This window comes from Neobacillus drentensis (assembly GCF_036965245.1).
Lineage (GTDB): Bacteria > Bacillota > Bacilli > Bacillales > Cytobacillaceae > Neobacillus > Neobacillus drentensis_G.
Window position 1 is genome coordinate 103,072 of sequence record NZ_JBALPG010000021.1, and the last position, 23,546, is coordinate 126,617.

21 protein-coding genes are annotated in these 23,546 nt (G+C 38.6%); all 21 read left to right on the top strand.

The genetic code is table 11. The annotated features are described in order from the left end of the window. A partial coding sequence (gene codY, locus V7150_RS06020) for a GTP-sensing pleiotropic transcriptional regulator CodY (RefSeq protein ID WP_335514864.1) occupies positions 1-549 on the top strand: 549 nt, incomplete at its 5' end. Positions 550-748: 199 nt separating this feature from the next. Further along, positions 749-1,453: a 30S ribosomal protein S2 gene (gene rpsB, locus V7150_RS06025; RefSeq protein WP_149869592.1), complete on the top strand. Its 705-nt coding sequence runs from the start codon at positions 749-751 to the stop codon at positions 1,451-1,453. 364 nt (positions 1,454-1,817) lie between these two features. Continuing rightward, positions 1,818-2,702 carry a translation elongation factor Ts gene (tsf, locus tag V7150_RS06030; RefSeq protein WP_335514869.1) on the top strand — a complete coding sequence of 295 codons (885 nt, stop codon included), beginning with the start codon at positions 1,818-1,820 and terminating at the stop codon, positions 2,700-2,702. A gap of 131 nt (positions 2,703-2,833) precedes the next feature. Next, the gene (gene pyrH / locus V7150_RS06035; protein WP_335514871.1) at positions 2,834-3,559 is read left to right on the top strand and encodes a UMP kinase; all 726 of its coding nucleotides are present in this window, start codon (positions 2,834-2,836) and stop codon (positions 3,557-3,559) included. Then, the gene (frr, locus tag V7150_RS06040; protein ID WP_335514874.1) at positions 3,559-4,116 is read left to right on the top strand and encodes a ribosome recycling factor; all 558 of its coding nucleotides are present in this window, start codon (positions 3,559-3,561) and stop codon (positions 4,114-4,116) included. Before pyrH ends, frr begins: the two co-directional genes overlap by 1 nt. Before the next feature lie 382 nt (positions 4,117-4,498). After that, positions 4,499-5,275 carry an isoprenyl transferase gene (locus V7150_RS06045; protein WP_335514877.1) on the top strand — a complete coding sequence of 259 codons (777 nt, stop codon included), beginning with the start codon at positions 4,499-4,501 and terminating at the stop codon, positions 5,273-5,275. Between the two features lie 26 nt (positions 5,276-5,301). Next, positions 5,302-6,087, top strand: a complete 786-nt coding sequence (locus tag V7150_RS06050; protein WP_335514879.1) for a phosphatidate cytidylyltransferase — start codon at positions 5,302-5,304, stop codon at positions 6,085-6,087. Between the two features lie 32 nt (positions 6,088-6,119). Further along, positions 6,120-7,262, top strand: a complete 1,143-nt coding sequence (gene dxr / locus V7150_RS06055; RefSeq protein ID WP_335514883.1) for a 1-deoxy-D-xylulose-5-phosphate reductoisomerase — start codon at positions 6,120-6,122, stop codon at positions 7,260-7,262. A gap of 17 nt (positions 7,263-7,279) precedes the next feature. Beyond that, entirely contained in the window at positions 7,280-8,539 is a 1,260-nt protein-coding gene (rseP, locus tag V7150_RS06060; RefSeq protein WP_335514885.1) for an RIP metalloprotease RseP, read from the top strand. 363 nt (positions 8,540-8,902) lie between these two features. Next, positions 8,903-13,228, top strand: coding sequence for a PolC-type DNA polymerase III (locus tag V7150_RS06065; RefSeq protein WP_335514888.1), 4,326 nt, complete (start codon positions 8,903-8,905; stop codon positions 13,226-13,228). 249 nt (positions 13,229-13,477) lie between these two features. Further along, a complete protein-coding gene (gene rimP / locus V7150_RS06070; RefSeq protein WP_335514891.1) occupies positions 13,478-13,948 on the top strand; it encodes a ribosome maturation factor RimP in 471 nt (156 codons plus the stop codon). A gap of 45 nt (positions 13,949-13,993) precedes the next feature. After that, positions 13,994-15,118 (top strand): transcription termination factor NusA, encoded by a 1,125-nt coding sequence (nusA, locus tag V7150_RS06075; RefSeq protein WP_283922643.1) that lies wholly within the window; start codon positions 13,994-13,996, stop codon positions 15,116-15,118. Between the two features lie 16 nt (positions 15,119-15,134). Then, entirely contained in the window at positions 15,135-15,407 is a 273-nt protein-coding gene (gene rnpM, locus V7150_RS06080; RefSeq protein ID WP_335514895.1) for an RNase P modulator RnpM, read from the top strand. 8 nt (positions 15,408-15,415) lie between these two features. Beyond that, positions 15,416-15,718 (top strand): YlxQ family RNA-binding protein, encoded by a 303-nt coding sequence (locus V7150_RS06085; RefSeq protein WP_335514897.1) that lies wholly within the window; start codon positions 15,416-15,418, stop codon positions 15,716-15,718. A 19-nt stretch (positions 15,719-15,737) separates the two neighbouring features. Beyond that, positions 15,738-18,044, top strand: a complete 2,307-nt coding sequence (infB, locus tag V7150_RS06090) for a translation initiation factor IF-2 (protein WP_335514900.1) — start codon at positions 15,738-15,740, stop codon at positions 18,042-18,044. Beyond that, on the top strand, positions 18,041-18,322 hold the full coding sequence (locus V7150_RS06095; protein WP_335514902.1) for a DUF503 domain-containing protein: 282 nt from the start codon (positions 18,041-18,043) through the stop codon (positions 18,320-18,322). The genes infB and V7150_RS06095 overlap by 4 nt, the downstream gene beginning before the upstream one ends. 17 nt (positions 18,323-18,339) lie before the next feature. Beyond that, positions 18,340-18,711 carry a 30S ribosome-binding factor RbfA gene (rbfA, locus tag V7150_RS06100; RefSeq protein WP_335514904.1) on the top strand — a complete coding sequence of 124 codons (372 nt, stop codon included), beginning with the start codon at positions 18,340-18,342 and terminating at the stop codon, positions 18,709-18,711. Between the two features lie 72 nt (positions 18,712-18,783). Beyond that, positions 18,784-19,704, top strand: coding sequence for a tRNA pseudouridine(55) synthase TruB (gene truB / locus V7150_RS06105; protein WP_335514906.1), 921 nt, complete (start codon positions 18,784-18,786; stop codon positions 19,702-19,704). Positions 19,705-19,735: 31 nt separating this feature from the next. After that, positions 19,736-20,689 carry a bifunctional riboflavin kinase/FAD synthetase gene (ribF, locus tag V7150_RS06110; RefSeq protein ID WP_335514908.1) on the top strand — a complete coding sequence of 318 codons (954 nt, stop codon included), beginning with the start codon at positions 19,736-19,738 and terminating at the stop codon, positions 20,687-20,689. 172 nt (positions 20,690-20,861) lie between these two features. Beyond that, on the top strand, positions 20,862-21,131 hold the full coding sequence (gene rpsO / locus V7150_RS06115; protein WP_024026799.1) for a 30S ribosomal protein S15: 270 nt from the start codon (positions 20,862-20,864) through the stop codon (positions 21,129-21,131). Positions 21,132-21,379: 248 nt separating this feature from the next. Continuing rightward, the gene (pnp, locus tag V7150_RS06120) at positions 21,380-23,497 is read left to right on the top strand and encodes a polyribonucleotide nucleotidyltransferase (protein WP_335514911.1); all 2,118 of its coding nucleotides are present in this window, start codon (positions 21,380-21,382) and stop codon (positions 23,495-23,497) included. Positions 23,498-23,546 lie beyond the last annotated feature (49 nt).

Below are 23,546 nucleotides of genomic sequence, written 5' to 3' on the forward strand. Positions count from 1 at the left end.
GGCTTATTTAATATTCAAGAAACTTCATCAAATCTTGATATTGAAAGCCAATATACTGCTTTTCCTGTGGAAAATAGAGAATTATTCCGTGAAGGATTGACAACAATTGTTCCTATTATTGGTGGTGGAGAACGTCTTGGCACCTTAATCCTTGCAAGATTACAAGAAAAATTCCAAGATGATGATTTAATCCTTGCAGAATATGGTGCAACTGTAGTTGGCATGGAGATTTTACGTGAAAAAGCAGAAGAGATTGAAGAAGAAGCTAGAAGCAAAGCGGTTGTTCAAATGGCCATTAGTTCATTGTCTTATAGTGAACTAGAAGCCATTGAGCATATTTTTGAAGAGCTTAATGGTCATGAAGGACTGCTAGTTGCTTCAAAAATTGCTGATCGCGTTGGTATTACACGTTCAGTTATTGTCAATGCTCTAAGAAAGCTTGAGAGTGCTGGGGTAATTGAATCGCGCTCCCTAGGTATGAAAGGAACGTATATTAAAGTCTTAAATGATAAGTTTCTTGTTGAACTTGATAAACTAAGAACTAAGTAAAAATATAAATCTCCAGTTTATCTGGGGATTTTTTATTTTTCCTAAAGTATAGCGCTTGATTGTTAAGTTTACTTATGCTATAGTATTTCATGGTGTTAATACACACGCTTATTGATTTAAACAGACGGTGCTGTTATTGACAGTTTCTGTTTAAAAATGAGATGAGCGGAGGAAAACAAACCATTAGGAGGAAAAAAACATGTCAGTTATTTCAATGAAGCAATTGCTTGAAGCTGGTGTACATTTCGGACACCAAACTCGCCGTTGGAACCCTAAGATGAAGAAATATATCTTCACTGAGCGTAACGGTATCTACATTATCGACCTTCAAAAAACAGTTAAAAAGGTTGAAGAAGCTTATAACTGGGTAAAGGAACTTGCTGGTAACGGCGGAACAGTTCTTTTTGTTGGTACAAAGAAACAAGCTCAAGATTCTGTTAAAGAAGAAGCAGGCCGTTCAGGTATGTACTATGTAAACCAACGCTGGTTAGGTGGTACATTAACAAACTTTGAAACAATTCAAAAGCGTATCGGCCGCTTAAAAGATATCGAAAGAATGTCAGAAGACGGTACTTTCGAAGTACTACCTAAGAAAGAAGTAGTACAATTGAAGAAAGAACAAGAACGTCTTGAAAAATTCCTAGGCGGAATCAAAGACATGAAACAGCTTCCAGATGCACTTTTCATCATTGACCCTCGTAAAGAGCGTATCGCGGTTGCTGAAGCGAAGAAATTAAACATTCCTATCGTTGGTATCGTTGATACAAACTGTGATCCAGACGAAATCGATGTAGTTATTCCAGCGAATGACGATGCGATTCGTGCGGTTAAGCTATTGACTGGAAAAATGGCTGATGCCATCCTTGAAGCGAAACAAGGCGAAGAAGTGCAAGTAGAAGCTTAATTAGAAAAGCGGAATTGCCTTGCACAGCCAGCATATGACGAGCACTACGGAAGGCGTTTTTTGTTTCCGCTGTGATTGGCGTATGACCTCGTGCGGCTAGGCGATGAAGCTGGACAATTTAGTGAACTAAAAAAGGTGATAAGAGGGAGACCCTTTATCACCTTTTTTTAAAGAAAACTTGCCATTATGCGAAAACAGAGGATTAGATGAACTTAAGCCGATAGGAAGTTTCTATTCAGTTTCTGCACCTTACTTTCCTATCAGCGAAAAAACCCCGTCGGTTGCCGGGCTAAAGAATGTTTATCTTAGATTTCAATGGCTAAGATATGAGTATAGTACATAGAATTAAAGGAGGAAGAAAATTATGGCAGTTACTGCTCAAATGGTTAAAGAATTACGTGAAAAAACTGGCGCTGGAATGATGGATTGCAAAAAAGCATTAACAGAATCAAATGGTGATATGGAAAAAGCGATTGATTACTTACGTGAAAAAGGGATTGCGAAAGCAGCAAAGAAAGCAGATCGTATTGCTGCTGAAGGGTTAACATCCATTTTAACAGAAGGTAATGATGCTGTTATTCTTGAAGTAAACTCTGAAACTGACTTCGTTGCGAAAAACGAAGGGTTCCAAACTCTTGTAAAGGAACTTGCACAGCATCTCCTTAAAAACAAACCAGCAACAGTTGAAGAAGCTTCTGCTCAAACAATGGAAAATGGGGCAACCGTAGAAGAACACATCAATGCTGCGATTGCTAAAATTGGTGAAAAATTATCACTTCGCCGTTTTGCTATAGTATCAAAAACGGATAATGATGCATTTGGTGCTTACCTTCATATGGGTGGACGCATCAGCGTGCTAACAGTTCTTGAAGGCACTACAGATTCCGATGCTGCTAAAGATATTTCTATGCATATTACAGCACTAAGACCAAAATACGTTTCTCGTGACCAAGTATCACAAGAGGAAATTGAACGTGAGCGTCAAGTATTAACACAACAAGCTCTTAACGAAGGCAAGCCTGAAAATATCGTTGCGAAAATGGTTGAAGGCCGCCTTGGAAAATACTTTGAAGATGTTTGTGTCCTTGACCAAACTTTCGTTAAAAACCCTGATCAAAAAGTACGTCAATTTGTTGAATCCAAAGGTGCAACATTACGTGAATTCGTACGCTACGAAGTAGGCGAAGGCATTGAAAAACGTGAAGATAACTTCGCAGAAGAAGTTATGAACCAAGTTAATAAACAATAGTCAAATATTCTCTAGCTTAAAACCGAACAAGTTTTAAGGGAATGTTACTGTATAGGTTTTTGAATAGGGGACACGGTGTGTTCCCTATTTTTCAAGCTAACTAAGTTATAAATTACATAATGGAGGTTTATATGAGTGGTCCTAAGTACAAACGCGTGGTATTAAAATTGAGCGGGGAAGCACTTGCTGGTGAATCGAGCTTTGGAATTAAACCTTCAGTTATTAAATCGATTGCCATTCAAGTAAAAGAAATTGCAGAACTTGGAGTAGAGGTAGCTGTCGTTGTTGGCGGCGGCAACATTTGGCGCGGGAAAATCGGCAGTGAAATGGGTATGGACAGAGCAACAGCCGATTATATGGGTATGCTTGCAACTGTAATGAATTCTTTAGCACTTCAAGATAGTTTGGAGCACTTAGGGATTGAATCACGTGTGCAAACCTCAATAGAAATGCGTCAGGTTGCAGAACCGTATATTAGACGTCGTGCCATTAGACATTTAGAGAAGCAACGGGTCGTTATTTTTGCGGCTGGCACAGGTAACCCTTATTTCTCAACTGATACAACAGCCGCACTGCGAGCAGCAGAAATTGATGCTGAAGTTATATTAATGGCCAAAAATAATGTCGATGGTGTCTATTCGGCAGACCCTCGTATCGACGCAAATGCCACTAAATATGAAGATCTATCATTCTTAGATGTGATTAAAGAAGGGTTAGCTGTCATGGACTCAACCGCATCTTCCTTATGTATGGATAATGATATTCCACTTATTGTTTTCTCAATTATGGAACAGGGCAATATTAAAAAAGCCGTTATGGGTGAAAAAATTGGAACAATCGTTAGGGGGAAAAATTAATGCCAAAGCAAGTCATCTCTTCTACAAAAGATCGTATGACAAAAGCGATTCAGTCATATACTCGTGAACTTGCCAGCATCCGAGCTGGGAGAGCAAGTGCTTCTTTACTTGACCGGATTACCGTTGATTATTATGGTGCAGCTACTCCTGTGAATCAAATGGCAGGTATCACAACTCCTGAAGCTAGACTACTCGTAATTCAACCATATGATAAATCAATTCTTAGTGAAATTGAAAGGGCAATCTTGAAGTCTGATTTAGGATTAAATCCTACCAACGATGGTCAGGTTATTCGGATTGCAATTCCGCAATTGACAGAGGAACGACGTAAAGAACTTGTGAAAGTAGTCAAAAAAGAATCAGAAGAAGCGAAGGTTGCACTTCGTAATATTCGCCGTGATGCCAATGATTCTTTGAAAAAGCTTGAGAAGAATGGTGAAATTACAGAAGATGCACTTCGTGGCTATTCTGATGATGTTCAAAAGCTAACTGATGAATTCATTCAAAAAATCGATCAAATCACTAAAGACAAAGAAAAAGAAATATTAGAAGTATAATGCATGTCTAGCTCCAGCGCCTAGCCTCTCGAGGTTGCTGCCGTTCTGTCGATAGAGTCAAAGAACGACAACATCGACAGACCATCCAGCGCTTTTTGAGGCTGATCAAGGCACTACCGCTTTTCTGAACAGTAGACCCTCTTTCTAGGGGGTTTTTTCACTATTTTTGGGATTATTTGATAACGAGGAATATCCCCGGAAGTTTTCTGAACATTATTCTTAATTCCTTTTATTTTACATAAGTTATTATTAGAGATATCTTCTAGCTTTTTTGGTATGATAATACCATCTAACCTAAAAGATACTTTACATACCTACATCTGATCCAATTGTAAATGATCTATTTTCGGAGGAAATGATTAACTAATTGAGGAGCAATGTTATGTTAAATAAATTTTTACTTAGGAAGAAGCAAAATACCTCTTCCACACTCCGAGATAAAATAGAAGAAATAAAAAAGCTGCCTGTTCCTGAGCATGTTGCCATAATAATGGATGGCAACGGACGCTGGGCTAAAAAAAGGGCGTTACCGCGTATTGCCGGCCATCATGAAGGGATGAAGGTTGTTCGTAAAACAACCATGTTGGCAAATAATCTTGGAATAAAAGTCTTAACCCTGTATGCTTTTTCAACTGAGAACTGGAAGCGCCCCAAAAATGAAGTAGAATACATTATGAAGCTGCCGGAGGAATTTTTAGGGACATTTCTTCCTGATTTAGTTAAGAATAATGTTCAAGTGAAAATGATGGGTTATAAAGATCAGCTTCCAATACATACTCTTCGAGCAATAGAAAAAGCTATGGAAGAAACGAAAGATAATACCGGACTCGTTTTAAACTTTGCCTTGAATTATGGAAGTAGAGCTGAGATTCTCGATGCGGTTAAGCAAGTCTTAAATGATAGCAAAAATGGCATACTAAAAGAGAGTGAGCTTGATGAACAAGTGTTCTCCTCCTACCTAATGAGTTCGAAATTCACTGATCCTGACCTTTTAATCCGTACTAGTGGTGAAATTCGCTTGAGCAACTTTATGCTTTGGCAATTGGCTTACTCGGAGTTTTGGTTTACGGATGTATTATGGCCTGACTTTAATGAGGATCATTTGCTTGAAGCGGTTGAGCTCTTTCAAAAACGCCAACGTCGGTATGGTGGCTTATAGAATAAAAAAGGTGTTGAATTTACTAAATGAAGCAAAGAATCATAACAGGAGTCGTCGCTGCGGCATTATTTTTGCCAATTGTATATTTTGGCGGGATTCCGCTTGTAGTATTAACCTATTTTTTAGCTACTATTGGGTTATATGAATTAATGAGAATGAAAAATCTTAACATTTTCTCTATCCATGGAATACTTTCGATTTTGTTTTTATGGGTACTAATTTTTCCGGAGAAGTATCAATATGTCTTGGATACTTTTTATTATTCAAAAACAGAATTGTGCATTGTGTTTATACTATTATTATTGACATACACTGTGATTACCAAGAATCGTTTTACATTTGAGGATGTCTCATTTTCCATTCTATCCTCCCTTTATGTAGGAATTGGCTTTTACTTTTTCTTTGAAACAAGGGTGGATGGGGGATTAGTTTACATTTTATATTCTTTATTTATGGTTTGGGCAACGGATTCAGGTGCTTACTTTATTGGGAAAGCGCTTGGAAAGAGAAAGCTCTGGCCAGAAATCAGCCCTAATAAGACCGTTGAAGGTTTCTTAGGCGGTGTCGTTTGTGCAGTTATTATTGCCCTTCTCTTTGTATTATTCACTGATATAAAAGGCTCAATAATTGGAATAACTGTTGTACTATCTGTTTTTGGACAAATTGGCGATCTTGTTCAATCCGCTTTCAAACGTCATTTTAATGTGAAGGATTCAGGAAAAATCTTACCTGGTCATGGTGGTATTCTTGATCGTTTTGACAGCCTAATATTTGTTTGGCCAATATTAAACCTATTCCACCTTTGGATTTAAGTTTTTTGCTTTTCTTATAGGAGTTGAATGTTTTGAAATTAATTAGTTTATTGGGTGCAACAGGATCAGTTGGGACACAGACGATTGATATTATTCGTGAGCATCCAACAGAATTTAGGTTAGCTGCCTTTTCCGTGGGTAAAAATATCGATTTGGCACGAAAATTGATTGTCGAGTTTAAGCCAGAGCTTGTTTCTGTACAAGACCATAGTGATTGTAATACATTAAAAGCAGAATTTCCCCAAACTAAGTTTACCTACGGTAATGAAGGATTGATTGAGGTAGCTGTGTATGAAAAATCTAATATCCTTGTCAATGCTGTTCTTGGCAGTGTTGGTTTACATCCAACATTACAGGCAATTGAATGTAAAAAGATAATTGCGATTGCCAATAAAGAAACACTTGTAACGGCAGGGCATTTAGTAATGGAGGCGACAAGAAAGAATAATGTACGACTTCTTCCTGTCGATAGCGAGCATTCAGCAATTTTCCAAGCCTTGCAAGGAGAAAAGGATAAAAATATTGAAAGATTAATTTTAACAGCTTCGGGTGGCAGCTTTCGTGACAGGACTCGTGAAGAGCTAGAAAATGTTACGGTACAAGAGGCTTTGAACCACCCTAATTGGTCGATGGGTGCGAAAATTACGATTGACTCTGCCACGATGATGAACAAAGGGTTAGAGGTAATTGAGGCACACTGGTTGTTTCATATGCCATATGAAAAAATTGATGTATTGCTCCATAAAGAAAGTATCATCCATTCGATGATTGAATTCCATGACTCAAGTATAATCGCCCAACTTGGAACACCAGATATGAGAGTGCCTATCCAATACGCACTCACATACCCTGACCGCTTGCCTCTTCCCTCCGGTACTCGGTTAAATTTGGCGAGTATTGGTAAACTACACTTCCAGGAAATGGATGTTGAAAGATTCCGCTGTCTGAAATATGCTTATATGGCTGGAAAAAAAGGCGGAACAATGCCAACTGTATTGAATGCTGCTAACGAAACTGCCGTAGCTGCGTTTTTAAAAGGTAAAATTCGTTTCTTGCAGATCGAAGATTTGATTGAGAAGGCATTAAGCACTCATCAAACCATGGATCATCCAAGTTTAACAATGATAGAAGAGGTAGATAAAGAAACGAGACAGTATGTACATTCACTTCTATAAAAAAGGTGGTTTTATAATTGAGTACAGTTATTGCCTTTATTGTGATTTTTGGCGCACTAGTCTTCTTTCATGAATTAGGACATTTCATTTTCGCTAAAAGAGCAGGTATTCTCTGCCGAGAGTTTGCGATCGGTATGGGACCAAAAGTGTTCACACATAGGAAAGGTGAGACTACCTATACGATCCGTTTATTACCAATCGGAGGATTTGTTCGCATGGCAGGAGAAGATCCGGAATCGGTAGAAATTAAACCTGGATATCGAATTGGTCTTTTGTTTGACAATGAAAATCATGTTAACAAAATTATAATAAACAATAAAGAAAAGTTTCCAAATTGTCGGATTGTTGAAGTGGAGTATGCAGATATCGAAAAAGATTTAGTAATAAAGGGATTTCCTGAAGATGATAGTGAAAGTATGCAGACTTTTAGTGTAAATCCTAGCGCAGTCATTGTTGAAAATGGGGTTGAATCCCAAATTGCTCCAATTGATCGTCAATTTGGATCAAAGACATTACCGCAAAGATTTTTAGCGATTTTTGCAGGACCGGCAATGAACTTTGTCCTTGCATTTTTCATATTTATATTGATCGCTTTATTACAAGGTGTGCCTTCGAACGAACCCCAATTAGGTGCTATTACGCCTGACGGTGCTGCTAAATCAGCAGGTCTTCAAAAAGGAGATATCGTTCAGAGTATTAATGGTTCGGAAATTTCAAGCTGGTCTGATGTGGTAGAAATCATTCAAAAAAACCCAAATAAAAAACTTGATTTCTCGATTATTCGTAATGGAAAAGAAAGTGTAATCCAAGTAACACCGCTTGAAAAAACAGTTGAGGGTAAGAAAATAGGTATTATCGGCGTATACAGCCCTGTCGAAAAATCACCTTTTCAAGCAGTTAAATATGGTTTTACAGAAACTTATTTCTGGACAAAGCAAATATTTGTGATGCTTGGAAATTTGGTCACAGGTCAATTTTCTATCGATGCGCTTTCCGGCCCCGTTGGAATTTATAATTCAACTGCTGAAGTAGCCAAATCGGGTATTTATTATTTAATGAAATGGGCAGGGATCTTAAGTATTAACTTAGGGATTATGAATTTATTACCAATTCCTGCTCTTGACGGAGGCAGATTGATGTTCTTTGCAGTGGAAGCAGTTAGAGGGAAGCCAATTGACCGTCAGAAAGAAGGGATGGTTCATTTTATCGGATTTGCCCTCCTTATGTTGCTGATGCTTGTCGTCACATGGAATGATATTCAGAGGTTCTTCCTTTAAAAGTGATATAATTAATAACATAATTGGGATCGCAGTCGCGATCCCAATTTATTTTGTTTGAAAAATGGGCGGAGCGCTGCAAAAGCGTAACAGTATATCCAAAGTTAGCAGTTGATATACATTTTAAGACACTGAATATAGTGAAGCCTAGCTTTGCTCACACCGCCTTTATTTGGTGACTAATGATTGTTCGCTGAATTTATTTCCATGCAAGGGTTGAAAGTCGTGACTCATGCATGTTTTTAGTAACTAAAATGGATGAAGTTTTCTGTCGAATTAAGCCGAATCAGTGTGTATCATATGATATAATTAAATTTTGATATAGATAAAGATAATTGATTTTGAATAGATGGGAGAGAGACGATGAGCGATCATGCCTTAGGCAATAAAGAGCGATTCCAACTCTTGCTCCAGCAGCTGAAATTGATAGAGGATGCTGTAGTAGCACATTTCAACAATGCGCAAATAGAAAGGCTTCTAGTTGAAAAAAAAGCAAGAAAGTGGCATTTTCAATTTTTATTTGAGAAAATCCTGCCTTTCAATGTATTTCTTAATTTTACAACACAGCTTGAAAGAACTTTTTCGAGTATTGCAACCATTTCATATGATATCAATGTGATAAATCAAGCAATCACACCAGAATTATTAAAAGAATATTGGGGCTTTTGCATCCAGCAGATTGATGGTATCTCACCTCCGTTAATAAAGCTCCTTAATGAACAAATGCCGGATGTCAGCGGGAACAAGCTAACGATTACTGTGAGAAATGAGGCAGAGGGTCTAGCGTTAAAACGAAAATATGGCTCTGTGATTGGAAATATTTATCAATCTTTTGGTTTTCCGCTGCTAGCTATCGAGACAGACATAAAAACAGAAGAAAAAAATGATGAATATGAGAAGTTTTTACTTGCTAAACAAAAGGAAGATCAGGAACGTGCCCTATTGGCAATGGTTGAGATGCAGAAGAAAGAAGCTGAAAAGGAACACTCTGGAGGTGATGTGCCGGAGGGTCCAATTACGATTGGTTTAACAATTAAGGATGATAGTGACTTCCGGAGTTTGATTGATATTGTTGATGAAGAAAGAAGGGTTGCTGTTGAAGGGTATATTTTTAATGCTGAGATTCGAGAGTTAAGAAGCGGCCGTTCACTCCTAACCTTTAAGATTACTGATTATACTAGTTCAATCATGGTGAAAATGTTCTCAAGAGATAAAGAGGATGCCGCCTTGTTTCAGCTTGTGAAGAAGGGAATGTGGGTTAAGGTCCGCGGAAGCATCCAGAACGATACCTTCGTTCGTGACCTTGTCATGATTGCAAACGATATTAATGAAATTAAGCCTGCTGAACGTAAGGACACTGCACCTGCGGATGAAAAACGCGTTGAACTGCATCTTCACACCCCGATGAGTCAAATGGATGCCGTAACTCCGGTAAGTGCATTGATTGCCCAGGCAAAAAAGTGGGGTCATAAAGCTATTGCTGTGACCGACCATGCCGTTGCACAGTCATTTCCTGAAGCATATGGAGCCGGAAAGAAGAATGATATTAAAATTCTTTACGGTGTTGAAGTAAATCTTGTCGATGATGGTGTACCAATCGCCTATAACGATGCCCATCGCTTACTTACGGAAGATACCTTCGTTATTTTTGACGTTGAAACAACAGGACTTTCTGCCGTTTATGATACGATTATCGAGCTTGCGGCCGTAAAGGTGAAGGACGGGGAAATCATTGATCGCTTTGAGTCATTTGCCAATCCGCATCATCGTCTTTCAGCCACAACGATTAATCTGACAGGTATCACAGATGATATGGTTCAAAACGCTCCAGAAGTAGATGAGGTAATTAAAGATTTTTATGAATGGGTTGGGGATGCAGTTCTTGTTGCTCATAATGCTTCCTTTGATATGGGTTTCCTCAACGTCGGGTATAAAAAAATAGGACTTGAAAAGGCGAAAAATCCTGTTATTGATACACTAGAGTTAGGACGATTCTTATATCCGGAAATGAAAAACCACCGATTAAATACACTTGCTAAAAAGTTTGATATTGAATTAACCCAGCATCACCGTGCGATTTATGATGCAGAGGCAACGGGTTATTTACTCTTGAAAATGCTTAAAGATGCCCTTGAAAAGGGGATCGAATACCATGATGAATTTAACGATAATATGGGGAAAGGGAATGCTTATCAACGTGCCCGCCCATATCATTGCACACTTTTAGCTCAAAATGAACACGGCTTAAAGAATATATTTAAACTTGTTTCGATCGCTCATATTGAGTATTTTTATAGAGTTCCAAGAATCCCGAGATCAGTCCTCCAAAAATACAGGGATGGAATTCTTGTTGGGTCAGCATGTAATAAAGGTGAAGTGTTTGAAGGGATGATGCAAAAGTCACCAGAAGAAGTTGAATCACATGCCCGTTTTTATGACTATTTTGAGGTAATGCCGAAAGAAGTAAACGCGCCGTTAATTGAAATGGAATTAGTCCGCGATGAAAAAGCAATGGAAGATATTATTAGTAAAATCGTGACACTAGGAGATAAATTAGGTTTGCCTGTCGTTGCAACCGGAAATGTTCATTATTTAAATGAAAATGATAAAATCTATCGAAAAATCTTAATCAACTCACAAGGCGGAGCAAACCCGTTGAACCGCCATGAGCTTCCGGATGTTCATTTTAGGACAACAAATGAGATGCTTGATGCTTTTTCGTTTTTGGGGGCAGAAAAAGCAAAAGAAATTGTGGTTACAAACACAAATAAAATTGCTGATATGATTGAGTTCATTAAACCGATAAAAGACGATTTATACACACCAAAAATTGAGGGCGCGGAAGATGAGATGCGCCAAATGAGTTATGAAATGGCCCATAAAATTTATGGAGACCCGCTTCCTGAAATTGTTGAAGCACGTCTGGAAAAAGAACTAAAAAGTATCATTGGGCATGGATTTGCCGTTATTTATTTAATTTCACATAAGCTCGTGAAAAAATCGCTCGATGATGGCTATCTCGTTGGCTCTCGGGGATCTGTCGGTTCATCATTGGTAGCGACGATGACGGAAATTACCGAGGTGAATCCTTTACCGCCACATTATGTGTGCCCGACATGTAAGCATTCTGAGTTCTTTAATGATGGATCGGTTGGCTCTGGATTTGATTTGCCTGATAAAGATTGTCCAAATTGTGGAGAAAAATATCGTAAGGATGGACACGATATACCGTTTGAAACCTTCCTTGGTTTTAAAGGAGACAAAGTCCCCGATATCGATTTGAACTTTTCAGGAGAGTACCAGCCGCGTGCCCATAACTATACAAAAGTCTTGTTTGGTGAAGAATATGTATACCGTGCAGGGACAATCGGCACTGTTGCAGATAAAACTGCCTTTGGTTACGTAAAAGCCTTCCAGCAGGATAACAATCTTCAAATTCGTAATGCAGAAGTGGAACGACTTGCTTCCGGGTGTACCGGTGTGAAAAGAACTACTGGACAGCATCCAGGGGGTATAATCGTTATTCCTGATTACATGGAAGTTTATGATTTTACACCAATTCAATTCCCTGCAGATGATCGAAACTCTGAATGGAAAACAACACATTTTGATTTCCATTCCATCCATGATAATGTCCTTAAGCTTGATATTCTAGGTCACGATGATCCGACTGTTATCAGGATGCTTCAAGATCTAAGTGGAATCGATCCAAAAACAATTCCAACAGACGACCCTGAAGTCATGAAAATTTTTAGCAATACCGAATCCCTAGGGGTAACAGAACAACAAATCATGTGTAAAACAGGTACACTTGGTATTCCTGAGTTTGGTACGAGATTTGTGCGGCAAATGCTTGAGGATACAAAGCCGACAACCTTCTCTGAACTTGTTCAGATTTCAGGTCTATCTCACGGAACGGATGTTTGGTTGGGGAATGCACAGGAATTAATTCATAACCAAATTTGTAACTTAAGCGAAGTAATCGGCTGTCGTGATGATATCATGGTCTACTTGATTTATCAGGGTCTTGAGCCTTCTTTTGCTTTTAAAATTATGGAATCCGTCCGTAAAGGTAAAGGTTTAAGTGAAGAAATGGAAGCAGAAATGCGAAAAAACGAAGTCCCGGAATGGTATATTGATTCCTGCAAAAAGATAAAATATATGTTCCCTAAGGCCCACGCTGCTGCTTATGTATTAATGGCAGTAAGGATTGCTTATTTTAAAGTCCATCTTCCGCTATTGTATTATGCAGCCTACTTTACTGTCCGAGCGGAGGACTTCGATATTGAAACAATGTCACGAGGCTCAGAGGCCATTCGAGCGAAAATAGAGGAAATTAATGTAAAAGGGCTTGAGGCATCAAATAAAGAGAAAAACCTGTTAACAGTTTTGGAGTTAGCACTTGAAATGACTGAAAGAGGTTTTACATTTCAAAATTATGATTTATACAATTCAGCTTCATCAGAATTCATCATTGATGGAAATTCCTTAATTCCTCCTTTTAATTCCATCCCTGGGTTAGGAACGAACGCTGCCTTTAATATCGTTAAGGCCAGAGAAGATGGAGAATTTTTATCAAAAGAAGATTTGCAGCAGCGTGGCAAGGTATCCAAGACCATTCTCGAATATTTAGACAAACAAGGCTGTTTAAAATCTCTTCCAGAGCAAAACCAGCTTTCGTTGTTCTAAAAAGGAAAAACGTTGCTATGCCTCGATGGGATTTGCATATAAATGGTGGTTATGGTATAGTTTTATTGGAAATACTAAGAAATACTCTCGTGTTCAAGAGTGGGGAAACCCACTCTTTCGTTATGTAATCGAGTTGCGGCACCATCTGTATCTTGGTTTTGTTTACAAATGTTTTTAAGTGGTACTTGATAAAACTTTCAGTGAACTACATAGAATATGGGTGAAATAATGTAGAAGAGGAGGTAAAGCATGAGCAAAGTAACGGAAGTTGTAGAAGAACTGGCCGCACCAATTTTTCAAGAGCTTGGCCTGGAATTAGTGGACATTGAATATGTGAAAGAAGGAAAAAGCTGGTTCCTCCGCGTATATATCGATAAAGATACTGGTGTGGATATTGAGGATTGTGGTCTAGTTAGTGAGCGACTTAGTGAAAAACTCGATGAGATTGATCCAATTCCCCATAACTACTATCTTGAAGTGTCATCTCCAGGTGCGGAGCGTCCATTAAAAAAAGAAAAAGATTTCGAAAAGGCAATCGGCAAAAATGTCGTTATTAAAACCTATGAGCCAATAAATGGGGAAAAAAGCTTCGAGGGCACATTACTCGAATTTGATGGTCAACATTTAAAAATTGAGGTTAAGATTAAAACTCGCAAAAAGTCCGTTGACATTCCATATGAAAAAGTAGCGAATGCACGACTTGCTGTTGTTTTTTCATAAGGAAAAAAGAATAAAAATTGAATAGGATTAGGGGGATACAACGAAATGAGCAGCGAATTATTAGATGCTCTTACAATACTGGAAAGAGAGAAAGGTATTTCCAGGGATATTTTAATTGAAGCAATTGAAGCGGCACTGGTATCAGCATACCGTCGTAATTTCAATCAGGCACAAAATGTCCGTATTGACTTTAATTTACAAACAGGCTCCATGCGTGTTTTTGCAAGAAAAGAAGTGGTAGATCAGGTATTTGACCCACGTCTTGAAATTTCTTTAGCAGATGCCGTGCGCATTAATCCTAATTACCAAGTAGAAGATGTTGTCGAAATGGAAGTAACGCCAAAAGACTTCGGAAGGATTGCCGCGCAAACAGCTAAACAAGTGGTTACCCAGCGTGTAAGAGAAGCGGAAAGAGGAATAATTTATTCGGAATTTATCGACCGTGAAGAAGATATTATGACAGGTATTGTTCAAAGGCTGGATTCCAAATTTATTTATGTCAGCCTTGGAAAAATCGAAGCATTATTACCGGTAAATGAACAAATGCCAAATGAACGATATAAGCCGCACGATCGTATCAAGGTATTTATTACAAAGGTTGAAAAAACGACAAAGGGTCCACAAATTTTTGTTTCTCGAACCCATCCAGGATTATTAAAACGTTTATTTGAAATTGAAGTACCTGAAATTTACGATGGTACTGTAGAAATTAAATCAGTGGCTCGTGAAGCGGGCGATCGCTCAAAGATTTCCGTTCATTCGGATAATCATGAGGTTGACCCAGTAGGCTCATGTGTTGGACCAAAGGGAACACGGGTTCAAGCAGTTGTCAATGAATTGAAGGGTGAAAAAATCGATATTGTGAAATGGTCTGACGATCCTGTTGTTTTTGTAGCTAATTCGCTTAGCCCTTCTAAAGTACTCGATGTAATGGTGAATGAAAATGAAAAGGCAACAACAGTTGTTGTCCCAGATTATCAGCTTTCCTTGGCAATAGGTAAACGTGGACAAAACGCCCGCCTTGCTGCGAAATTAACAGGGTGGAAAATTGATATCAAATCAGAAACCGAAGCACGTGAACTAGGAATTTATCCGCGTGAGGAAACAATCAGGCTGTTTGACGATCAGGTCGATACTGATTTTGATTATGATGAAGAGTTAGATGATTAGGTGAGGTGAATGATAAGTGAACTCTAGAAAAAAAGTTCCTATGCGCAAATGTGTTGCAACCGGTGAAATGAAACCGAAAAAAGAACTCGTTCGCATCGTTCGCTCCAAAGAAGGAGAAGTATCCATCGATTTGACTGGAAAAAAATCCGGCAGAGGAGCTTACCTTTCAAAGGACAAAGAAGCAGTCCTACTAGCCAAGAAAAAAAACACTTTATCTAACCATTTAGAAGTTTCTATTGATGATTCTATATATGAAGAACTACTTGAGCTAATAGAGAAGGAGAACTGACAATCCAAATGAAACAAAATCAATGGATGTCATTGCTTGGCTTAGCCAATCGGGCGCGTAAAATCATATCAGGTGAGGAGCTTGCCGTTAAGGAAATCCGGAACGGAAAAGCAAAGCTTGTTTTATTAGCCGCAGATGCGTCTACCAATACGACAAAAAAAATTACAGATAAATGTAATTCCTATCAAGTTCCATTAAAAATGGTGGAAAATCGTTATCTTCTTGGCCAATCAATTGGCAAAGAAGCCCGCGTTGTTGTAGCTGTTATGGATGATGGATTTGCAAAAAAACTGATAACGTTGCTCGATTAAATTTAGCGGGGGTGAAATAATGAGTAAAATCCGTGTTTATGAATATGCAAAGAAACACAATATTTCAAGTAAAGAAATTATCAATAAATTAAAAGAAATGAATATAGAGGTCTCTAATCATATGGCAACAATTGAAGATGCAGATATCAAAAAGCTTGATGCAGCTTATAATAAAAAAGAAAACAATACACAACAGCCAAAAAAGAATAGTGGGCAGCAAAATCGCTCAAACTCACGTCCAGGCGGGCAGCAGAATCGTCAAAACCAAAGACCGGCTCAGTCAGGGCAAAAACCACAAGTGCAGGCAAAAACAGCTAAAGCATTTGAGGAGGCTGCAGATAAAAATGCTGCCCCTAGCAAGGTAAAAGTAGTCTCGCCTCCAAAAAAGGTTGAGGGCAAAAAGCAAAACCAAGAACATCAATCAAAAGAAAACAAAGTGTTTAGCAGCGCTGATAAAGCTAAGGCTCGGCCTTATAATAATAACCAAAATCGTAATAATAATAATAATAAAAAGAAGAAGTCGCATACTCCAGTTCAACATGCACAGCCTGTGAAGAAAAAAGAGAAGGAACTTCCTGCTAAAATTACTTTTAGTGAATCTCTAACGGTTGGAGAGCTTGCGAAAAAGATCTATCGCGAACCTTCAGAAATCATTAAAAAGCTCTTTTTACTTGGGGTAATGGCGACAATTAATCAAGTGTTAGATAAAGATGCGATTGAATTGATTGCCGGTGAATATGGAGTAGAGGTTGAAGAGGAAATTAAAATAGATACGACCGACCTTGAAGTGTATTTTACAGAGGACACTGCGGAAGACTTAGTAGAAAGACCTTCTGTTGTTACCATTATGGGGCATGTTGACCACGGTAAAACAACCTTGCTTGATTCGATTCGAAATACAAAGGTTACCGAAGGAGAAGCTGGGGGTATTACGCAGCATATCGGTGCCTATCAAGTAGTTGAAAATGGTAAGAAAATTACCTTCCTAGACACACCAGGACACGCTGCATTCACAACAATGCGTGCCCGGGGTGCAAAAATTACTGACATCACCATCCTTGTAGTGGCCGCTGATGACGGTGTCATGCCGCAAACGGTTGAAGCGATTAACCATGCAAAAGCAGCTGAAGTTCCAATTATCGTCGCTGTAAATAAAATGGATAAAGAGGCCGCAAATGCTGACCGTGTTATGCAGGAATTGACTGAGCACGGCTTAGTATCAGAAGCTTGGGGCGGGGATACAATTTTTGTTCCACTATCCGCAAAAACAGGTGAAGGAATCGACAATCTGCTTGAAATGATTCTTCTTGTAAGTGAAGTTGAAGAATATAAAGCAAATCCAAAACGTAAGGCTGTTGGAACTGTTATTGAAGCCCAATTAGACAAGGGTCGTGGATCGGTTGCAACCTTGCTTGTTCAAAACGGTACACTTAAAATTGGCGATCCAATTGTTGTTGGGAATACACATGGCCGTGTTCGAGCAATGGTGAATGACAAGGGCCGACGTGTAAAAGAAGCAGAACCATCCACTCCTGTAGAAATTACTGGATTAAGTGATGTACCGCAGGCTGGAGACCGTTTTGTTGTGTTTGACGATGAGAAAACAGCTCGTCAAGTGGGAGAAGCACGTGCCCAGCAGGCATTAGCGGCGCAGCGTGGTGAAAAATCCATCGTAAGTCTAGAGAATCTATTTGACCAGTTAAAACAAGGTGAAATGAAGGATCTGAACATTATCCTAAAAGCAGATGTTCAAGGTTCAGCTGAAGCAGTTGCTGCGTCATTGCAAAAAATAGATGTCGAAGGCGTCAATATCAAAATCATTCATAGCGGTGCCGGTGCGATTAATGAATCTGATATCACTCTTGCCGCTGCTTCAAATGCCATTGTTATCGGCTTTAACGTTCGTCCTGATGTAAATGCGAAACGTGCAGCAGAAGCGGAAAAAGTTGACGTTCGTCTTCACAGAATTATTTATAAAGTTATTGAAGAGATTGAAGCTGCTATGAAAGGGATGCTTGATCCTGAATTTGAAGAAAAAATCATCGGTCAAGCAGAAATTCGTCAAACCTTTAAGGTTTCTAAGGTTGGGACAATTGCAGGTTCTTATGTAACAGATGGAAAAATTACCCGTGATAGCGGCATTCGTTTAATTCGTAATGGGGTGGTCATTTTTGAAGGTCAAATTGATGCCTTAAAACGTTTTAAAGACGATGCAAAAGAAGTAGCACAAGGCTACGAATGTGGAATAACCATTAAAAACTTTAATGATGTTAAAGAAGGAGATATCATTGAAGCTTATGTAATGGAAGAAATAGAGCGGAAATGATTGTCGGTACAGCCGTTTGTGAATGTATCATCTATGATGCGCATTCATTAAAAGAGAAACGCGCCGTTTTGCAGCGTATCCTGACCCGGCTAAAACAAAAATTTAATGTATCCGTGGCAGAGGTGGACTATCAAGATGTATGGCAAAGAACAAAAATAGCCATTGCTGTTGTTACTTCTTCACGGGTATCTACAGAGCAGGAATTGCAAAGCGCGCTTAAACTAATTGACTCATTTCCAGAAATAGAAAGAACGATCACCGAGATTGATTGGCTTTAAGTTAAGAGGTGAATGTGATGAGCCACAGAGCAAATCGTGTTGGAGAACAAATGAAAAAAGAACTTAGTGACATCATCGGTCGAAAAATTAAAGATCCTCGGATCGGCTTTGTGACAGTTACTGACGTTCAAGTAACAGGAGATCTTCAACAAGCAAAAGTATTTATATCTGTATTAGGTGATGACGAACAAAAGGAGAATACCTTAAAAGGTCTTGCAAAAGCAAAAGGCTTTATTCGAACTGAAATAGGCCACCGTATTCGTCTTCGTAAAACACCAGAAATCATCTTTGAATGGGATGAATCCATTGATTATGGAAACCGAATTGAAACACTTCTTCATCAATTGCATACCGATGACAAACCGATGGAAAAGAATGAAGAAGAGTAAAATCTTAAAGGGAAATGGATAGACACAAGTCTATCCATTTTTTTCGATAACATTTAGATAGGAGAGTTAATCTTGGAAGGAATTTTACCATTATTTAAGCCTGCTGGGTTAACATCGCATGACTGTATTTTTAAATTAAGAAAGATTCTAAAGACGAAGAAGGTAGGTCATACCGGTACACTTGATCCTGATGTAACCGGAGTTCTTCCTATTTGTATAGGGAAAGCAACAAAAGTAGCGGAATACATAACTGATGCAGGTAAAGCTTATGTTGGGGAAGTGACGGTTGGCTTTTCCACCACTACTGAAGATGCTTCAGGTGAAGTGGTAGAAAAAAAGGCCGTGGATCGGATCATTTCTAGAGAAGAAATCTTGAAGGTACTGCATTCGCTCACTGGAGAAATTGAACAAACTCCTCCGATGTATTCTGCAGTGAAAGTAGGAGGGGTGAGACTTTATGAATATGCTCGTAAAGGAATAGAAGTAGAACGCCCTACCAGGAAAGTAACCATTTATTCTATCGAAATGATAGATGATAGGGAGCAATTTCAAGGGGAGGTTATTTCATTTCGATTTAAAGTAAGTTGCAGTAAAGGGACATATATCCGAACATTAGCTGTCATGATTGGTGAACTCCTTGGCTTTCCTGCTCATATGTCCAGTTTACAACGAGTTCAATCTGCTGCTTTTTCATTGGATGATTGTTTAACATTTGAAGAAATTGAAAAACATATGGAAGCCGGCACCATCTCTAGCGTGTTAAGACCATTAGAATCAGCGCTTTCTCATTTGCCGAAATTACTGATTAATGATAAAGTAGCAGAGAAAGTGAAAAACGGTGCACTATTAGAAATACCAGAACATTTAAAAACTAGTAACGGACCAATTATTGCTGAAACTGAAGATGGACTGGCTCTGGCTATTTATTCAAAGCATCCAAACAAGCCAGGTCTTCTTAAACCAGTTAAAGTATTACGTAACGATATAGAATAAAAAGGGTCGGTAAAGAAAAGGTGAGTTTCATTTGGAAGTAAAAAGGCTTAATTTCCCATATAAGATAGCAAGCAATGAGTTCCCCCCTCTGGCAATGGCACTTGGTTATTTTGACGGTGTTCACCTCGGCCATCAACAAGTCATTCTAGAGGCAAAAAAGCAAGCAGAAGAAAAAGGTTGTTATAGTGCAGTAATGACATTTGACCCCCATCCTTCTGTTGTATTAGGAAAAAATGAAAAGCATGTTCAATATATAACCCCATTAGGTGAAAAAGTTAAATTTATTGAAGAGCTTGGGATAGATAATTTATTTATTGTCAATTTCTCAGCGGAATTCGCTCATCTACTGCCCCAGGAATTTATCGATCAGTATGTAATCGGGCTTAATGTACAACATGTAGTGGCTGGATTTGACTATACGTATGGACGAATGGGGAAAGGGACTATGGAAACCTTACCATTTCATTCACGAGAAAAATTTTCTTATTCAGTTGTTCCAAAGTTTGTTCAAGACAACGAAAAGGTAAGCTCAACAAAAATTCGACATCTTCTTAAGGAAGGAAAAACAAATGAACTTCCATCACTTCTTGGAAGATTCTATACAATAACTGGAGAGGTCATTCATGGGGATAAACGCGGCAGGACAATTGGTTTTCCAACTGCAAATATTAACATTAAGGATGAATATATCATCCCTCCTCTTGGAGTTTATGCAGTGAGAATGAGGGTTTATTCTGATTGGTATTATGGAGTTTGTAATGTGGGGTATAAACCTACGTTTAATAAGGAATCAAAAAAGCTGTCTGTAGAGGTTCATTTATTTGACTTTGATCAAGATATTTATGGGCAAGAAGTGGTCATCGAATGGCATCTTTACCTTCGTAAGGAACAAAAATTTTCAGGTATCGAACAACTCGTCACACAAATAGAAAAAGATAAACAACAAACAATTGATTACTTTAAAAAAAATCGACAATTTTCCTGACATTGTCGCTTAAAAGAAGTTTTTCTTACAATAAAGTAAGGTTTTAACTTGCTTTTTGACTTAAAACCATGTATTCTTAAATACGTATTAAAAACAAACCTTTGCTTGGCAAGACGAGTCACCGACGCTTGCTCGGTAACAGGGGATATGAAAAATTAGGAGGTGAACCTGGATGGCAATCACTCAAGAACGTAAAAATGAACTTATCAATGAGTACAAAACTCATGAGAGCGACACTGGATCTGCAGAAGTTCAAATCGCTGTCCTTACTGAATCAATCAATAATTTGAACGAGCACTTACGTACACACAAGAAAGATCACCACTCACGTCGCGGTCTTTTGAAAATGGTTGGTAAACGTCGTAATCTTTTAACATTTCTTCGTAATAAAGACGTTCAACGTTACCGTGTGTTAATTAATAAGCTTGGTCTACGTCGTTAGTTTACAGAAGCGGGATTTTTCCCGCTTTTTTGTTAGGTTTAAAAAGCGATGAAGTTAGACAAATAAAGAAATTTTTATACATAATTTTAATTCAGAACTTATTTGTGCATACTATAATTAATTTGATTGATAATATAAGCTTTTTAGGCTTTTTTTATATGAGTATAGATTAAAATGATGATTACAGCGAAATAATTAATTTTTTTCGCATCATCCTCTAAGTGATGTAGATAGAGAGGGGTAAAAATATGGAACAAATGAAACATGAATATTCTATGGAGTGGGCTGGACGTAAACTAACCGTTGAAATCGGCCAATTAGCAAAACAAGCAAACGGTGCAGTTATGGTTCGCTACGGTGATACTGCCGTATTAAGTACTGCAACAGCATCAAAAGAACCGAGGAACCTAGATTTTTTTCCATTAACAGTTAACTATGAGGAACGATTGTATGCAGTTGGGAAAATCCCTGGTGGGTTTATTAAACGTGAAGGCCGTCCGAGTGAAAAGGCTATTTTAGCGAGTCGTCTGATTGACCGTCCGATACGTCCGCTTTTTGCTGATGGTTTCCGAAATGATGTTCAGGTAATTAGTATCGTTATGAGTGTGGATCAAGATTGCTCAACAGAAATGGCAGCGATGTTCGGGTCTTCCTTGGCGCTTTGTACTTCAGATATTCCATTTGAAGGGCCAATTGCTGGTGTCGTTGTTGGTCGGGTAAATAATGAATTTGTTATCAACCCAACTGTTGACCAGGCTGAAAATAGTGATATCCACTTAACAGTTGCCGGTACAAAAGATGCGATTAATATGGTTGAGGCAGGAGCTCTTGAAGTGCCTGAAGAAATCATGCTTGAGGCCATTATGTTTGGTCATGATGAAATCAAACGCTTAATCGATTTCCAGGAGAAAATTGTTGCTGAAATTGGTAAGGAAAAAAGAGAAATCACTTTATATGAAATAGATATAGCGCTTGAAGCCGAAGTAAGAGAATTATGTGAAGCTGACATGCTTAAGGCTATTCAAGTTCAAGAAAAGCATGCTCGTGAGGATGCCATTAAAGAAGTTAAAAACCAGGTTATTGCCAAATATGAGGAACAAGAAGCAACAGAAGACGACATGAAACAAGTGAAGCAAATCTTGGACAAGATCGTCAAGGGTGAAGTACGCCGCTTAATAACAGTGGAAAAGGTTCGTCCAGATGGTCGTAAAATTGATGAAATCCGTCCATTATCTTCACAAGTTAGTATATTGCCGCGTACACACGGTTCCGGATTATTTACACGCGGGCAAACTCAAGCATTAAGTATCTGTACCCTTGGAGCAATGGGGGATGTTCAGATTCTTGATGGTTTAGGTATCGAGGAAGAAAAACGCTTTATGCACCATTACAACTTCCCATCCTTTAGTGTTGGAGAAACTGGCCCAATTCGTGGACCAGGCCGAAGAGAAATTGGACATGGAGCGCTTGGTGAACGAGCTCTTGAACCGGTTATTCCGTCTGAAAATGATTTTCCATACACCATCCGTCTTGTTTCTGAGGTACTTGAATCAAATGGTTCAACATCACAAGCTAGTATTTGTGCCAGTACATTAGCGATGATGGATGCAGGTGTGCCAATAAAAGCACCTGTTGCAGGGATTGCTATGGGACTTGTAAAATCAGGTGAGCATTATACTGTTTTATCTGATATTCAAGGAATGGAAGATCATCTGGGAGACATGGATTTTAAAGTTGCTGGAACCGCTAAAGGGGTTACGGCACTTCAAATGGATATAAAAATTGCAGGTCTTTCCCGCGAGATTTTAGAAGAGGCTTTGCAGCAGGCAAAGGTTGGAAGAATGCATATTTTAGATTCAATGCTAGCTACGATTACAGAACCAAGAACAGAGCTTTCCCAGTTTGCACCGAAAATCTTAACAATGACAATTAACCCAGATAAAATTCGCGATGTCATTGGACCAAGTGGTAAACAAATTAATAAGATTATTGAAGAAACTGGCGTTAAGATTGATATCGAGCAAGATGGTACTATCTTTATTGCTTCTGCTAATCAAGAAATGAATCAAAAAGCGAAGAAAATCATTGAGGATATTGTCCGTGAGGTTGAAGTAGGACAAATGTATCTTGGTAAGGTCAAACGGATAGAAAAGTTTGGGGCCTTTGTAGAAATCTTTGCAGGAAAAGACGGACTCGTTCACATTTCTGAACTTGCTGAAGAGCGTGTAGGTAAAGTGGAAGATGTTGTAAAGATCGGGGACGAAATTTTAGTTAAGGTGACCGAAATAGATAAACAAGGGCGTGTTAATTTATCTCGCAAATCCGTATTAAAAGAACAGCGGGAAAAGGCTGAAGATAAGCAATAAGCAGAAAAGCAGGCATATGAAAAATCTAAGATAATAAAAAGTCAGGGGT

Coding starts and splice junctions, on each gene's coding strand:
- rpsB (WP_149869592.1), top strand. CDS start 749: ATGTCAGTTATTTCAATGAAGCAATTGCTTGAAGCTGGTGTACATTTC.
- pyrH (WP_335514871.1), top strand. CDS start 2,834: ATGAGTGGTCCTAAGTACAAACGCGTGGTATTAAAATTGAGCGGGGAA.
- V7150_RS06095 (WP_335514902.1), top strand. CDS start 18,041: ATGATTGTCGGTACAGCCGTTTGTGAATGTATCATCTATGATGCGCAT.
- frr (WP_335514874.1), top strand. CDS start 3,559: ATGCCAAAGCAAGTCATCTCTTCTACAAAAGATCGTATGACAAAAGCG.
- rpsO (WP_024026799.1), top strand. CDS start 20,862: ATGGCAATCACTCAAGAACGTAAAAATGAACTTATCAATGAGTACAAA.
- tsf (WP_335514869.1), top strand. CDS start 1,818: ATGGCAGTTACTGCTCAAATGGTTAAAGAATTACGTGAAAAAACTGGC.
- V7150_RS06065 (WP_335514888.1), top strand. CDS start 8,903: ATGAGCGATCATGCCTTAGGCAATAAAGAGCGATTCCAACTCTTGCTC.
- infB (WP_335514900.1), top strand. CDS start 15,738: ATGAGTAAAATCCGTGTTTATGAATATGCAAAGAAACACAATATTTCA.
- V7150_RS06085 (WP_335514897.1), top strand. CDS start 15,416: ATGAAACAAAATCAATGGATGTCATTGCTTGGCTTAGCCAATCGGGCG.
- nusA (WP_283922643.1), top strand. CDS start 13,994: ATGAGCAGCGAATTATTAGATGCTCTTACAATACTGGAAAGAGAGAAA.
- V7150_RS06045 (WP_335514877.1), top strand. CDS start 4,499: ATGTTAAATAAATTTTTACTTAGGAAGAAGCAAAATACCTCTTCCACA.
- pnp (WP_335514911.1), top strand. CDS start 21,380: ATGGAACAAATGAAACATGAATATTCTATGGAGTGGGCTGGACGTAAA.
- rbfA (WP_335514904.1), top strand. CDS start 18,340: ATGAGCCACAGAGCAAATCGTGTTGGAGAACAAATGAAAAAAGAACTT.
- rimP (WP_335514891.1), top strand. CDS start 13,478: ATGAGCAAAGTAACGGAAGTTGTAGAAGAACTGGCCGCACCAATTTTT.
- V7150_RS06050 (WP_335514879.1), top strand. CDS start 5,302: ATGAAGCAAAGAATCATAACAGGAGTCGTCGCTGCGGCATTATTTTTG.